Raw genomic sequence first — 14880 nt, forward strand, 5'->3', positions numbered from 1 at the left:
ACAAACCGAGTCATCGCATGTCCCGATCCGCTTCCTCGCAACAACCGTCGACACGCCTGCTGCGCCTCGGCGTGGCGCTCGCCGCGTTGATCACGCTGGCCGCCCTGGCGCTGTTCTACGTCTCGTTGCGCCACGCCGACGACGCCCCCGACGACGCGGCCACCACGGTCACCGTCACCGCCAGCGGCTGCCAACCCAACGACATCACCGTGCCTGCGGGTCGCACCACCTTCCTGGTGATCAACCACTCGCCGCGCGCCATCGAGTGGGAGATTCTCGACGGCGTGATGGTGCTCGAGGAGCGCGAGAACATCGCCCCCGAACTGCGCCAACCGCTGACCGCGACGTTGACGCCGGGCGACTACGCGATGACCTGCGGGCTGCTCAGCAATCCGCGCGGCACGCTGCACGTGGTGGCCAGCGGCGACGCCGACGCGGCCATGGAACCCCTGTCCAGGAAGGCCTTCATCGCCCCGCTGGCCGAGTACTCGGTCTACCTGACCCTGCAGACCCGCGAGCTGAAGGCAGCGGCCCAGGCACTCCACAAGGCGATCGTCGCCGACGACCTCGACGCCGCCCGGGCGAGCTACCGTCAGGCGCGTCTCGCCGACCAGCGCCTGGCGATGGCGATCGGTTTGTTCAGCGATCTCGACCAGCGCATCAACGCCCGCGCCGAGTATTTTGCCAAGCGCCAGCAAGACCCGGCCTTCGGCGGTTTCCACCGCCTGGCGCTGGGGCTCTACCAGCGCCACAGCACCGCGGGCCTGGCGCCGGTCGCCGCGCAGCTGGTCGATGACATCGAGGCGCTTGCCCAGCGCTTCAAGGACCAGGCGATTCCGCCCGCACAGTTGGCCAGTGGCAGCGCCCGGGTGCTGCAAGCCTGGCACGATCATCAGCCCACCGACGCCCCGCTGGACGAACGTGAACGCGCCGACCTGCGAGGTCTGACGCAGGGTGCCGGGAAGATCGTCGCCCTGCTCGCCCCGCTGCTCGAGCGTCAGGCGCCGGACATGCTGGCCACGCTCAACACGCGGCTCGCGGCGCTGCACGCCGACTTGGAAGCGCCCCCGAAGGACGATCCACAGGCGCTACTCGAGGACGCCGGGGCGCTGGCCGAGACGCTGGGCGAGGTCAACGCCGCGCTGGCTCTGAACGCCTGACTTTCATCCATGCCATTATCTTGGTTCTGCCGACATGACCCGTAATCGCGATGACGCTCCGCGCTGCCCGTTTGCCGGCGCCAGCGAGCCTGCCCATCAAGCCACTGACGACTCCGCCGCGGATGGCCCCGCGCGCCGATTCGACCGGCGACGCTTCCTCCAGGGCCTCGGCGCGGCCGGCTTCGGCGCGGCCGGCCTGGCCAGCGGCGGGTTCGCCAATCGGGCGTTCGCCGACGATCCGGCCGGCGACCACCACGACGTCACCGGCTCGCCGGTCAGCCTGTCGACCCATCAAGCCCACCCGTATCTCGGCCCTCACCAGCAGGGCATCACCACCCCCCGCCCGGCCACCGGCATGGTCGTGGCCTTCGATGTGCTGGCGCGCGACCGCGACGGACTCGAGCGGCTGTTCCGGACCCTCACCGAGCGCATCGCCTTCCTCACCCAGGGCGGCAGCTATCCCCAGCGCGACCCGGCCTTCCCACCGGCCGATTCGGGCATCCTCGGGCCGACCATCGCCCCCGATGCGCTGACCGTCACGCTGTCGCTGGGCGCCTCGCTGTTCGACTCGCGCTTCGGCCTGGCCGACGCCCGGCCCATCCACCTGCAGCGCATGGCCGAGTTTCCCAACGACGCGCTGGACGCCGCGCGCTGCCATGGCGACCTGTCGCTGCAGATCTGCGCCAACAGCCACGACACCACCGTTCACGCGCTGCGCGACGTGATCAAGCACACCCCGGGACTCTTGATGGTGCGCTGGAAGCAGGAAGGCACGGTGCCGGTGCTGCCGCCCAAGCCGGGCCAGCCCGAAGAGAGCGCCCGCAACTATCTGGGCTTTCGCGACGGTTCGGCCAACCCCGATGCCCGTGACGAGCCGCTCATGGACGATGTGGTGTGGGTCGGTGGCGACGGCACCGAGCCGGCCTGGGCCCACGGCGGCAGCTACCAGGCGGTGCGCATCATCCGCAACTTCGTCGAGCGCTGGGACCGCACGCCGCTGGGCGAGCAGGAAGCGGTCTTCGGTCGCCGCAAGGCCAGCGGCGCACCGCTGGGCAGCGACGGCGTCGAACACGACGTGCCGGACTACAGCCATGATCCGGACGGCAAGATCACTCCGCTGGATGCCCATATCCGGCTCGCCAACCCGCGCAAGCCGGGGTTCGAGAAACACCTGATGCTGCGTCGGCCGTTCAACTATTCGAACGGCGTCGAGGCCAACGGACAGCTCGACATGGGGCTGTTGTTCATCGCCTACCAGGCCGACCTGGAGGCCAGCTTCATCACCGTGCAGAAGCGCCTGAACGGCGAGCCGCTGGAGGAATACATCAAGCCGGTCGGCGGCGGTTACTTCTTCACCCTGCCCGGCATCACCGACCCCGAGGATTACCTGGGCCGCTCGCTGCTGGCGGCCACCTAGCATCGCCAAATGCGCTGGCGGTAAACACCCGGCGCGCTTACGACCGGACTGGCACTACCCACATCCATTGGAGACACATCGCATGCCAAAACGCTCGCTTCTCCTCGCCGCCAGCGCCTTCGGGCTATTGGCCCTGCAGGGTCCCGCGCAGGCCGCCGTCGAGCCCGAGGAACTGATCGCCCCGGTCGCCGAGTACAAGCTCTACGTACTCGACAACCTCGGCGAGTTCACCCGCCACACCCGGGAGTTCACCGAGGCCATCAAGGCCGGCGAGCTGGACAAGGCCCAGGACCTGTATGCCCCGACGCGGGTCTACTACGAGCGCATCGAGCCGATCGCCGAGCTATTCGCCGATCTCGACGCCAGCATCGACGCCCGCGAGGACGACTACGAAAAAGGCGTCGAGGACCCCGACTTCACCGGCTTCCATCGTCTCGAGTACGGACTGTTCCACGAGAAGACCACCGAGAGCCTCACGCCCTTCGCCGAGCGGCTGATGGCCGACGTCGAGGACCTCGACGAGCGCGTGCGCGGGCTGACCTTCCCGCCCGAGAAAGTCGTCGGTGGCGCCGCGGCGCTGATGGAAGAGGTCGCCGCGACCAAGGTCAGCGGCGAAGAGGACCGCTACAGCCACACCGACCTGTGGGACTTCCAGGGCAACGTCGATGGCTCGCAGGAGATCTTCCAGTTGTTCAAGCCGCTGGCCGCCGAGGAAGACCCCGAGTTCGTCGCCCGGGTGGAGGAGAACTTCGCCGCGGTCGAGGCGACGCTCGCCCACTACCGCCTGGAAGCCGACAATCCCGAAGCCGGCTTCGTCAGCTACGAGAAAGTCAGCGACGAGGATCGTCGCGCCTTCGTCGGCCCGGTCACCGTACTCGCCGAGGACCTGGCGACGCTGCGCGGGCTGCTCGGCCTGCAGTAACGTCTGGCGCAAGCGCCAACGCCCCGCCCGGCCTTGCCGGCGCGGGGCGTTTCCATTTCAGTGTCTTAAGCCAACCCAGCCCCGCCTCGGTGGTGGTCACCGGCCAGCGGCTGAGGACAGGTAAACAGGTAAACAGGTAAACAGGTAACTAGCTCAGGGCAGGCTGATGCGCACCGCCAGCGGGTACTCGTCGCAGTTGTCGCCCGGCCCGCCGCGGTCGACCACCAGAAACTCGCCCTCGCGCTCGAGCACCGACTGAATGGCGTGCCAGGTGCCGGCACGGTAGTTGACGCCCTGACGGCCGTCGGTGACGAAGGCGCGCACATTGGCCGGCTCGATGGCCTCGCCGGGGGGCGCCACCACGACCAGGAAGCGCTCCTCGTGCAGCGGCATGAACGCCTGGCTGCCGAGCGGATGGCGCTCTAGGAAATCCAGCGTCAGCGGCACCTCGACCGGCTGGCTGACGAAGATGCTGATCAGTGCCTGGCCGCCTTTACCGAGGGTCTCGACGCGCGCCAGGTCGTGATAGCGCCGGGTCCGCCCGCCGTTGATATGAAAATAGTCGGCGACGCGGCTGTCGATGACCTCGCCGAACGGCGCGAAGGCCTCTTCGCTGAGGGGCTGGGCGGTGAGTTCGAGCATCGCGTTGTCCTCAGCTCAGGCGCAGTTTCATGTGCCGGTTGACGTCCTTGTACAAAAGGTAGCGGAAACGCCCCGGGCCACCGGCGTAGCAGGCCTGCGGGCAGAAGGCGCGCAGCCACATGTAGTCGCCGGCCTCGACCTCGACCCAGTCCTGGTTGAGATGATAGACCGCCTTGCCCTCGAGCACGTAGAGGCCGTGTTCCATGACGTGGGTCTCGTCGAAGGGGATCACCCCGCCGGGCTCGAAATTGACGATGTTGACGTGCATGTCGTGGCGCATGTCGGAGGGGTCGACGAAGCGCGTGGTGCTCCATTTGCCGTCGGTGTCGGGCATCACCAGCGGCTCGATGTCGTTCTCGTTGGCGACGAACGGCTCGGGCAGCGCGATGCCCTCGACGCGCTCGTAGGCCTTGCGCACCCAGTGAAAGCGCACTTCACCGTCGGCTTCGTTGCGCACCCGCCAGTCGCAGCCCGGGGGGATGAAGGCGTAGCCGCCCGGGGTGAGCACATGGCGCTCGCCGGCCAGGGTCAGGTTCAGCTCGCCCTCGACCACGAACAACACGCCCTCGGCCGTGGGGTCGAGCTCGGGCCTGTCGCTGCCGCCGCCCGGGGCCACTTCCATGATGTATTGCGAGAACGTCTCGGCGAAGCCCGACAGCGGCCGCGAGAGCACCCACAGCCGGGTCCTGTCCCAGAACGGCAGGTTGCTGGTAACGATATCGCGCATTACCCCCTTGGGGATGATCGCGTAGGCCTCGGTAAATACCGCGCGGTCCGTGAGCAATTGCGTCTGCGGCGGCAGTCCGCCACGCGGGGCGTAATAGCTGGGTCGATTCATGGGGTTACCTTGATCGTTGCAGTGGCGGCGCTCAGCCGCGCGGCGCCGGGTGATGCTCGGCCCAGTGGCGGGCGATGTCGACGCGCCGGGTCACCCACACCCGGTCGTGGGCCTCGATGTGGTCGAGAAAGCGCTGCAGGCCACGGAAACGCCCGGGGCGGCCGATCAGCCGGCAGTGCAGACCCACCGAGAGCATCTTGGGGGTCTCCTCACCCTCGGCGTAGAGCACGTCGAAGGCATCGCGCAAATAGCTGAAGAAGTGCTCGCCGGTATTGAAGCCCTGCGGCGAGGCGAAACGCATGTCGTTGCTGTCGAGGGTATAGGGTATCACCAGATGATCGTGGGCCTGGCCCTGGCTATCCTCGGCGCGCATCCACAACGGCAGGTCGTCGCCGTAGTAGTCGCTGTCGTAGAGGAACGAGCCCTCGTCGAGCACCAGCCGCCGGGTGTTGGGGGTGTCGCGGCCGGTATACCAGCCCAGCGGTTTCTCGCCGTAGAGCGATTCGAAGATCGCGATCGCCCGGCGCATGTGGTCGCGCTCGATCGCCTCCGGCACGCCCTGATAATGCAGCCAGCGCCAGCCGTGACAGGCGACTTCGTGACCCAGCTCCTTGAACGCCTGGGCGGCCTCGGGGTTGCGCTCCAGAGCCATCGCCACGCCGAACACGGTGAGCGGCAGGCCGCGCCGCTCGAACTCCCGCAGCACCCGCCACACCCCGGCCCGCGAGCCGTACTCGTAGATCGATTCCATGCTCATGTGGCGCTCGGGATAGGCCTCGGCGCCGACGATCTCGGAGAGGAACTTCTCGGAGTGGCTGTCGCCGTGCAGCACGCTGTTCTCGCCGCCCTCCTCGTAGTTGAGGACGAACTGCACGGCGATGCGCGCCTGGCCCGGCCAGTCGGCCTGCGGAGGGTTACCGGCGTAACCGATCAGATCGCGGGGGTAGGCGGCATCCGATAGGGACATGGCGGCTTTCCTTGTCGTTGTATGAAGCGTGACGCCCGGAGGCTAATGTATACAAGACTAACCTAGCGCCTAACAGGACTCTACGGCAAGGCGGCCACTCGCGGCACATGCCGGTTTTATTCGCCTCTTTATATACGCCCAGCAGCCATCACCGGGCCCTCCCGCGCGGCGCGTTGATACGCCAATACTTGGCAAACGCTTTTGCTGCTTGCGCTCAAAGCATTCGGCGCCTAGGTTTTGTGTACAAAGAGTTTTTAAATCGTAAACAACGGCCGAAGCCGGCCTTCAGCCGCGAGGCAACCGTGCACATTCGCGTCATCAACCCCAACACCACCGCCAGCATGACCGCCAAGATCGGCGAAGCGGCCCTGGCCATCGCCGCGCCGGATACCCGCATCAGCGCGGTCAACCCACCGGACGGCCCGGTGTCCATCGAGAGCCATTTCGACGAGGCGATCAGTGCGGTCGGCGTCGCCGAGGAGGTCCGCCGCGGCGAGAGCGAGGCGGTCGATGCCTACATCGTCGCCTGCTTCGGCGATCCCGGGCTGATGGCCGCGCGCGAGCTGACCCGGGCGCCGGTGATCGGCATCGCCGAGGCTGCCTTCCACATGGCCACGTTGGTCAGTACGCGCTTCTCGGTGGTCACCACCCTGGGACGCACCGCAATCATCGCCGAACATCTGCTCGCCAGCTACGGCTTCGCCGGACACTGCCGGCGGGTGCGTGCCGCCGAGATCCCGGTGCTCGAGCTGGAAGACAACAGCGAGGCGGCCTTCGAGCGCATCGTCGTCGAGTGCCGGCGTGCCCGCGATGAGGACGGCATCGGCTCGATCGTGCTCGGCTGTGGCGGCATGGCCGATCTCACCGCGCGGATCAGCGACGCCGTGGGCCTGCCGGTGATCGAGGGTGTGACCGCCTCGGTCAAGCTCGCCGAGGCGTTGGTCGGGCTGGGTCTTCACACCAGCAAGCACGGCGATCTGGCGTTTCCGCGGCCCAAGCTGTTCAGTGGCCGGTTCGCCGACTGGAGCGACTCGCGCCACTGACGCGCCTTGCCACCCACACGACACAAGGCGATCCCGACGACCCAACGACTCGCGACACCTCTAAACATAACGACAACGACACAGTACGCCTCAGACCCAAAACCGCCGCTTGCGGCAACGACAACAAACCGGCAACCACCGCGAGGCAACGTATGACCACTTCAACCTCCCAGCCCGGGGCGGCGCCCGACGCCATCGTCACGGCGACCAAGGCCCCCGGCGAGGAATCGCTGGCACCGCAGAAGACCCGCATCATGGGGCGCTTTTCCTACCTGCTGGCCTGGTTCGGCGGCTGCGTATCGATCGGCACCTTCGCCATGGGCTCGAGCATCGTCGGCACGCTCAACCTGCTGCAGGCCTCGCTGGCCATCGCCATCGGCTGCTTCGTGATCGGCGTGGCGCTGGCGATCAACGGCGCCGCCGGCTACAAGTACGGCATCCCGTTCATGGTCCAGGCGCGCAGCGCCTTCGGCTTCACCGGCACGCGCTTTCCCGGGCTGGTACGCGCGGTGCCGGCGATCGTCTGGTACGGCTTCCAGAGCTGGATCGGCGCCGGCGCGCTCAACGCGGTGTCGGCGACGCTGTTCGGCTTCGACAACCTGGTGTTCTACTTCATCGCCTTTCAGTTCCTGCAGATCGGCCTGTCTGTGTTCGGCTTCCAGGGCATCAAGTGGCTGGAGAACATCGGCAGCGGCTTCATCCTGGTCTCGCTGGTGTACATGTTCGTCAGCGTGATCAACAAGTACGGCGACGTGCTCGGCGAGCAGCTGATAAACATCGAGGGCACCTGGGGGCTGCCGTTCTGGGGCGCGACGATGCTGTTCCTGGGCATCTACAGCACCATGATCCTCAACGCCAGCGACTACTCCCGCGAGCTCAAGCACGGCACCGGACCGGGGCTTTTGGCCACCATCTACGCCATGTCGATTCTGCCCTGCACGCTGTTCATGGGACTGATCGGGTTGATGGTCTCGGGCGCCACCGGAGTCGCCGATCCCATTCAGGTATTCGCCAACGCGGTGGACAACACCCCGCTGCTGGTCACCACGCTGCTGTTCATCGCCTTCGCCCAGGTCACGACCAACGTGCTCAACAACGTGGTGCCGCCGACCTACGTGCTGATGGATGTGTTCAAGCTCAAGTTCCGCAGCGCCACGGTAATCGTCGGCCTGCTGGCCTTCGCCACCTTCCCCTGGGAGCTGGTCAAGGACGACTCGGCCGCCGGCCTGCAGCTGTTCGTGCAGACCTACTCGGCTTTCCTGGGGCCGATCTTCGCGATCATGGCGGTGGACTACTACCTGATTCGCCGGCGCACGCTGGACATCGACAAGCTCTACGACGTCCAGGGGCCCTATCGCGGCGTCAACTACGCGGCGATCGTCGCGGCACTAATCGGCGCGGTAGTGGCACTCAACGTCTCGGCGGTGTCGTGGTATGCCAGCCTGCTGCCGGCGGGCATCCTCTACTACCTGCTGATGCAGTACTGGCCGGCCTGCCAGCGCTTTCGCGAATAGACCCAAGCGCTACCCTGTAGGTAGGAAGCATGGCGTCGGCCGAGTGGCCGGCGCCTGACTCGTGGCCATCGAGCGCTGCATTGATCTGCCTGCTCTCGCAAATTTCACCCAAGGTCTTTCCGTCGTGCAGTAAGTCTTCGCCATGCACAATGTTACGGGCGCTTCTTGCGCCTTGTCGTGCTTGCCTCCCACTAGCCGCGGCGCAGCAGGCGCAAGTATCCCCCTGCGACCAGGGCGGCGCTGTCCAACAGAACCCGGCGCAAAGACGAGGTATACGGATAGACCAGGTAGGCGCTTCGCCAGTGGGGCCGGAACTTCTCCTTGTAGGCGCGTAGCCCCTTGTAGTTATAGAGGACGTTGCCATGCTCGTAGGCGATACGCATCCCGCGCTCCGCGAAGCGCGCGTAGGGATGTTCACCAACCCCTGACAGCGGTGCCATGCCCAGATTGAAGGTCTCGTGACCGGTCGCCTGAGCGTGCAACAGCAACTTCACGAACAGGAAATCCATGGTGCTCTTGGGTGCATCCGATCGATAGCGCATCAGATCCAGGCTCATCTCGCGAATCGGCCCGTAGGCTGGCATCAGATTGGCAAAGGCGACGATGCGCTGTGCCTGGCGAACGACCGCGATCGGCGCCCAATTCAGGTAGTCGCGGTTCATCGTCCCCAGTGAGAAGCCCTTCTCATTGCGCCCGCCCAGCCAGTCGTCGGATACCCTCTTCAGTTCCTCCCAAACCTCATCGGACAATGGCGGCTCGATCAACTCGAAACTCAGCCCTTCGCGCTCGGCATGGTTGATCGCCAGACGGAAGTCTCGACCTTGCCGACCCTGGACCGAGAATGTGTGGAGATCGACAATCGCCTGCTCGCCCAGCTTGAAGATGGCAAAACCCAGATCGTGATAGAGATGAAGATGGTCTTCGTCGATCTCGTAGAAGACCGGCGTACAGCCGTTACGATCGGCAAAAGCCCGAAAAACGGCAATGGCTTCACGCAAGCGGTTCGGCGCACCGACCGGATCGCCCAAGGCAATCATGCAATCTCCGATGAGGCCGAACTGGACGAAACTTTCCCCCGCGTCGTCATACATGAGGTGCTTGTCCCCCAGCAGGGCCAGATGCGCAAAGGGCGTGCCGCCATGGCGCGCCATGACCTCCCGGGCCCGGGCCAGGTCTTCCTGCGTCGGCCGCTTCAGCCGGGGGCCGGTGCGGGTGAACGCGACCCAGGCCACCAGCGCCAGGGCCGTCGTGAACACCACCAGCCCGGCGCGCACGAAGCGCGGGCGATCCAGTGCATAGCCGAAGCGGCTCAGCATGTCGATTACCGGACCATCGCCGTAGATGATCCCGCCAAAGACGAGATAACCGCCGACGGCCGCCATGAGCACGACGAGCCAGCCCAACGTCTGGCGGCTGACAAGAGGAAAAGTGGTGCGCCGGAAATCGCTGCGCCGTGTCCACAACAAAAGACTGACAGCACCCAGGTAGAGTGCCGTTTCCAGGCTGAGCCCCTTGAGCAGGCTCAGGACCATGCCCAGCAAGAGCAGCCACTGGGTCAGCCGATAGGCCTGGATCGTCTGGGCGGCAATGCCTCGTGACAGACCGATCAGCAGGGTACCGATCATCGCCGTAGCCAGATGGGACGTTTCCCGCGCAAACAACGGGACAAGCTCACGGATGAGCCCGGCGCGATCGCCGAGTACGGGCAGCAGGTTGGACAGCAGTAGCACGATACCAGCGCTCAGCGTCACCCAAGCAAGCATGCGCACACCTAGGGTGGACAGCCACTCCACGGGTATCTGCAACACACCGAATAGAGGAATGTGCCGCAACCGTCCTGCCAGCAGGCGCAACGCCCGTGGCTCCTGGAGGACGAACAACTGGGCCCCCCATTCCACGCCCAACAACCAGGGAACCAGGTAGTAACACACCCGGAACAGCAGCACCGCCGTCAATACCGCCTCGGCGGGTACGCCCTGGGCCGTGAGCAGCAGGATCAGGGTGCCATCCAGCACACCCAGGCCGCCCGGCAGAAAGCTGAGCACACCCAATGTGGCGGAAAATGCAAAGGCGGCCATCAATATCCAAGGCGGCAACGTGACACCGACCAGCCAAAGACATAACCAGAAAACGCCTGCCGCGGCCGTCCACTCGAGTGCGGATATGACCAGCAAAACCATTTTCAGGCCGATGCTGGCACTCCTGGCATCCAGCCCTGGCAGGGGCAGGAACCGCTCGAAACACAGATAGCCCAGTAGGTAGAGCGTGGCCAGGGCAACCAGGGCATACCCCAGCCAGGAAGGTAGCGTGGTCTGCTCAAGCAGATGATGGATGGAAGGCAGCCCGGCGATAGCCAGCCCAGCCAGGCCCAGCGGTGTGGACAAGGCCGTCAGGCCTACGTAGCGCGTGATCGTGGCATTGTCTATCTCGGCCCGATTCAGGGCTAGAAAGCGGATCCCCGAACCGGTGAGTCCAGAAACACCAGCGATATTGTTGAAGGTATTGGCTACCCAGGCATAGCGGAAGATGTAGCGAACCGAAAGGTTCAGTCGAAGGCCCCGCGCCACCGCCAGGTCGTACCCGGTCATGGCAATCACCGCCATGAGCCCGGCGAGCACGACCAGAACCAACTTCCACAGCTCGAGGTTTTCGGTCGTCCGACGCAGCTGATAGAAATTCAGGCCCTGAACTTCCAGGCCAACCAGCACTAGGACGACAAGCAGCAGCATGGGCGGCACGAGACGTCGCAGCCAGAGCAAGAGACGGTTGGCATGGCCTCTCCGTTGTTCCAGCGAGCCCTCCGGGTCGGTCGAGGTCACGGGGTCCGGCATATCGGTCACGCTAGGGCTCCTAAAGCTTCGTTCAAGTGCGTCCTTTCAGAACGCATGGCAGATTCATCCTCTCATTGGCGCCGCTCAACCCAGCAGCGAACGGATGCCCGCCAGGGCGTCCTTGCCGCGGGCCTGCTTCTTGTCCGGGTCTTCCTTGTCGGCGCGGCCCTCCCATTCCAGGTCGTCCGCCGGTAGCTCGTCGAGGAAGCGACTGGGCGTGCAGTCCATCAGCTCGCCATAGGTCTTGCGCTGGCGGGCCAGCGTCAGCGTCAGCGTCTGGCGGGCGCGGGTGATGCCCACGTAGGCCAGCCGGCGCTCCTCCTCGACGGTATCGAGCTCAATGGCGTTGCGGTGCGGCAGCAGCTCCTCCTCGAGGCCCATCACGTAGACGTGGGGGAACTCCAGGCCCTTGGCGGCGTGCAGCGTCAATAGCTGGATGCGGTCGGAGTCGTCCTCCTCGGCCTGCTGCTCGAGAATGTCGCGCAGCACCAGCCGCGAGATCGCCGATTCGACGTCGTCGGTTTCGCTGTCCTCGCTGGTCGTGGCCTCTTCCGGATCGCGCTGCATCGACTTCTCGAGCTGATCGATGAGTATCCAGACGTTGGCCATGCGCCGCTCGGCGACGGTGGGCGCGCTGGCGTTCTGGTAAAGCCACGCCTCGTAGTCCATGTCACGCATCATCTCGCGGATCGCGCTGATCGCATCGCCATGGTCCATGCGCTTGCGCACGCCGTCGATGAAGTGGGTGAAGCGCCCCAGGCGCTCGACGGCGCGGGTCGGCAGTACCTGTTCGAGGCCCATCTCATGACAGGCGGCGAACAGCGAGATGCTGCGCTCGGTGGCGTAGTTGGCGAGCTTCTCGAGCGTGCCGGGGCCGATCTCGCGGCGCGGCACGTTGACGATGCGCAGGAAGGCGTTGTCGTCGCCGGGATTGATCAGCAGTCGCAAATAGGCCATGGCATCCTTGATCTCGCCGCGCGAGAAGAACGAGGTGCCACCGGAGAGCTTGTAGGGAATCTGATAGTGCTGGAGTTTCAGTTCCAGCAGCCGGGCCTGGAAGTTGCCGCGATAGAGTACCGCGAAGTCGCGCCACTCGGCGGACTCCTTGATGCGCCGGGTGAGAATCTCGCTGGCCACCCGCTCGGCCTCGGCCTCCTCGTGGCGATTGACGACGATGCGGATCGGCGCGCCGACACCCTTGTCCGACCACAGCGCCTTGTCGTAGACGTGCGGATTATTACTGATCAGCGTATTGGCGGCGCGCAGGATCAGTTGCGTCGAACGATAGTTCTGCTCGAGCTTGATCACCTTGAGGCGCGGGAAATCCTCGCCCAGCGTGACCAGGTTCTCCGGGCGCGCGCCGCGCCAGGCGTAGATCGACTGGTCGTCGTCGCCAACCACGGTGAAGGTGCCGCGCTCGGCCATCAGCAGGCGGACCAGCTGGTACTGGCTGATGTTGGTGTCCTGATACTCGTCGACCAGCATGTAGTGGATCTTGCGCCGCCAGCGTGCCAGCGCCTCGGGGTCGCTCTGCAGCAGTACCACCGGCAACATGATCAGGTCGTCGAAGTCGACCGCGTTGTAGGCCTTGAGGTGGCGCCCGTAGGCCTCGTAGAGACGCGCCGCGTACTGCTCGTCCTCGTCGGCGGCGTGCGACAGCGCCTGGCCGGGCAGCACCAGGTCGTTCTTCCAGGTGGAAATCTGGCCCTGCACGCGGTTGATCTGGTCGGCGTCGACCTGGGCGTCCTTCTGCATCAGATCGCGCAGCAGCGCCTTGGCGTCCTCGGGGTCGAACAGCGAGAAGCCCGGCTTGTAGCCCAGCGTCTTGAGCTCGCCGCGAATGATGTTGAGCCCCAGAGTATGGAAGGTCGACACCGTCAGGCCATGGCCCTCGCGGCCCTTGAGCAATTGCCCGACGCGCTCCTTCATCTCGCGTGCGGCCTTGTTGGTGAAGGTCACCGCGGCGATCTTGCGCGCGCTCATGCCGCACTCCTGAACCAGGTAGGCGATCTTGGTGGTGATCACGCTGGTCTTGCCGGAGCCGGCACCGGCCAGCACCAGGCAGGGACCGTCGATGAAGCGCACCGCTTCCTGCTGGCGCGGATTGAGCTTGGCGAGGCGTTGCTGAATAGACATCGGTTACTCGTTGCCGGCCGTGTCGGGTATGTCTGTATCGGTTACCGGGCGCTCACCCGCTGTATCGGCCCCCGGAAGCCCGGCGCCAGGAAGGCCTGCCCCCGGAAGCCCGGCGCCAACGAATTCAAGCTGACGCCAAGCCTCGTAGACCAGGATCGCGGCGGCGTTGGACAGATTGAGGCTGCGGCTGTCGGGCAGCATCGGCAGGCGCAGGCGCTGCTCGGGCGGCAGGGCGTCGAGCATGGCCTGTGGCAGGCCACGGGTCTCGGGCCCGAATACCAGCGCATCGCCGGGCGCGTAGGCCGGCTCATGGTAGCCGGTGCGCCCCCGGGTGGAAATGGCGAAGACCCTGTCGGGGGCCACGTCGCGCACGAACGCCGGCCAGTCGGCGTGGACCTTGACCCGCGCCCATTCGTGATAATCCAGCCCGGCACGGCGCAGGCGCTTGTCATCGAGGGTGAAGCCCAGCGGTTCGACCAGATGCAGGCGGAAGCCGGTGTTGGCGCACAGCCGGATGAGGTTGCCGGTGTTGGGCGGAATCTCGGGTTCGAAGAGCACGATATCGAGCATGAAAGTTCCGGGCCGATGGCGGCTGAGAAAAGGCTGGCGCGCGCGGTGCATGATACGCAATCGGCGCCCCGAATGGCTCTTTGTAGCGCTCCGGAGCCGGCGCTCGAATACTCTTTATAGCGCCCCAAAGCCGGCGCCAACGCTCGTAGCTCGTAGCTCGTAGCTCGTAGCTCGTAGCTCAGTCTCCCATCAGAAACCGACGCTGACGCCGAACGTCGGCCCGCTGTGCAGGGTGTGCTCGCCGCGGTCGTCGAACTCGGTGCGGTAGTAGCGGTAGCCACCGTAGAGATAAGTCTGCGCGACCACGTTGACTCGTAGCTGGGCACCGTATTCATAGCTCTTCTCGATGTCGCCGTGGCTCAGCCCGTTGGGCATGTAGAAGCCATAACCGCCTACCGAGGTCAGCGGAATCGGCGTGTCGACGAACGCCGAGCCGCCCAGTCCCAGGCCGCCGCCGTCACCATAGGCCGTGTCCTGATACTGGTAGCGGCCGCCCACCGCCAGGTCGATGCCCGGCAGGTAGGGCGTGAACATCAGCGAGCCGGAATAGAAATCGGCATCGTCGCCGCTGTCGTCAGAAGTGAAGTAGCCGACCCCGGCGCGTAGCGTGGGGAAGATCGTCTGGCTGGCTTCGATGCCTTGAGAGTGCGGGCCGCCGCTGGCGGAAACGCTGAGCGCCATGGCCTGATGACTGGCCAGCAAGAGCCCGGCGGAAGAGAGCGCGAAACCGAATGACTTGATCATGACTGCATGTCCTTACAACGAATAGGCTTGCAACGAGTGGGCTTGCCACTCAACTATGGCAGAAATGACCGGGTTATCAAACGGCGTTTTAAAACG

Annotated in this window: 12 protein-coding genes; 5 read left to right on the plus strand and 7 right to left on the minus strand. The window is 65.4% G+C overall.

Annotated features, from left to right (window positions below; all coding sequences use genetic code 11):
• Positions 1-17 precede the first annotated feature (17 nt).
• The 3 genes from efeO (R6258_RS02730) (at position 18) to efeO (R6258_RS02740) (ending at position 3499) form a co-directional block, all read left to right on the plus strand.
• Positions 18-1160 carry an iron uptake system protein EfeO gene (gene efeO, locus R6258_RS02730; RefSeq protein WP_318447079.1) on the plus strand — a complete coding sequence of 381 codons (1143 nt, stop codon included), beginning with the start codon at positions 18-20 and terminating at the stop codon, positions 1158-1160.
• A gap of 34 nt (positions 1161-1194) precedes the next feature.
• The gene (gene efeB / locus R6258_RS02735) at positions 1195-2577 is read left to right on the plus strand and encodes an iron uptake transporter deferrochelatase/peroxidase subunit (RefSeq protein WP_318447082.1); all 1383 of its coding nucleotides are present in this window, start codon (positions 1195-1197) and stop codon (positions 2575-2577) included.
• Between the two features lie 82 nt (positions 2578-2659).
• Entirely contained in the window at positions 2660-3499 is an 840-nt protein-coding gene (gene efeO / locus R6258_RS02740; protein WP_318447084.1) for an iron uptake system protein EfeO, read from the plus strand.
• Between the two features lie 153 nt (positions 3500-3652).
• Here efeO (R6258_RS02740) and R6258_RS02745 read toward each other — a convergent pair whose 3' ends face one another.
• Genes R6258_RS02745 through puuE form a run of 3 tightly spaced genes read right to left on the minus strand, consistent with a single transcriptional unit; the run spans position 3653 to position 5946 of the window.
• Positions 3653-4141 carry an ureidoglycolate lyase gene (locus R6258_RS02745; RefSeq protein ID WP_318447086.1) on the minus strand — a complete coding sequence of 163 codons (489 nt, stop codon included), beginning with the start codon at positions 4139-4141 and terminating at the stop codon, positions 3653-3655.
• 10 nt (positions 4142-4151) lie between these two features.
• The gene (locus tag R6258_RS02750; RefSeq protein ID WP_318447088.1) at positions 4152-4979 is read right to left on the minus strand and encodes a bifunctional allantoicase/(S)-ureidoglycine aminohydrolase; all 828 of its coding nucleotides are present in this window, start codon (positions 4977-4979) and stop codon (positions 4152-4154) included.
• Between the two features lie 31 nt (positions 4980-5010).
• Positions 5011-5946 (minus strand): allantoinase PuuE, encoded by a 936-nt coding sequence (gene puuE, locus R6258_RS02755; protein WP_318447090.1) that lies wholly within the window; start codon positions 5944-5946, stop codon positions 5011-5013.
• Between the two features lie 302 nt (positions 5947-6248).
• On the opposite strand from puuE, the gene R6258_RS02760 reads away from it, so the two are divergent.
• Entirely contained in the window at positions 6249-6989 is a 741-nt protein-coding gene (locus tag R6258_RS02760) for an aspartate/glutamate racemase family protein (protein ID WP_318447092.1), read from the plus strand.
• Between the two features lie 152 nt (positions 6990-7141).
• The gene (locus tag R6258_RS02765) at positions 7142-8503 is read left to right on the plus strand and encodes an NCS1 family transporter (RefSeq protein WP_318447094.1); all 1362 of its coding nucleotides are present in this window, start codon (positions 7142-7144) and stop codon (positions 8501-8503) included.
• A gap of 191 nt (positions 8504-8694) precedes the next feature.
• Here R6258_RS02765 and mprF read toward each other — a convergent pair whose 3' ends face one another.
• From mprF to R6258_RS02785, 4 genes are all read right to left on the minus strand, one after another.
• On the minus strand, positions 8695-11334 hold the full coding sequence (mprF, locus tag R6258_RS02770) for a bifunctional lysylphosphatidylglycerol flippase/synthetase MprF (RefSeq protein WP_318448023.1): 2640 nt from the start codon (positions 11332-11334) through the stop codon (positions 8695-8697).
• Positions 11335-11418: 84 nt separating this feature from the next.
• Positions 11419-13470 carry a DNA helicase Rep gene (gene rep, locus R6258_RS02775; protein ID WP_318447095.1) on the minus strand — a complete coding sequence of 684 codons (2052 nt, stop codon included), beginning with the start codon at positions 13468-13470 and terminating at the stop codon, positions 11419-11421.
• A 3-nt stretch (positions 13471-13473) separates the two neighbouring features.
• On the minus strand, positions 13474-14040 hold the full coding sequence (trmL, locus tag R6258_RS02780; protein ID WP_318447098.1) for a tRNA (uridine(34)/cytosine(34)/5-carboxymethylaminomethyluridine(34)-2'-O)-methyltransferase TrmL: 567 nt from the start codon (positions 14038-14040) through the stop codon (positions 13474-13476).
• 189 nt (positions 14041-14229) lie between these two features.
• Complete coding sequence (locus tag R6258_RS02785; RefSeq protein WP_318447100.1) at positions 14230-14784, minus strand: YfaZ family outer membrane protein; 555 nt, start codon at positions 14782-14784, stop codon at positions 14230-14232.
• Between the last annotated feature and the right edge of the window lie 96 nt (positions 14785-14880).

Origin of the sequence: Halomonas sp. HP20-15, assembly GCF_033446685.1 — a bacterium.
Classification (GTDB): domain Bacteria; phylum Pseudomonadota; class Gammaproteobacteria; order Pseudomonadales; family Halomonadaceae; genus Modicisalibacter.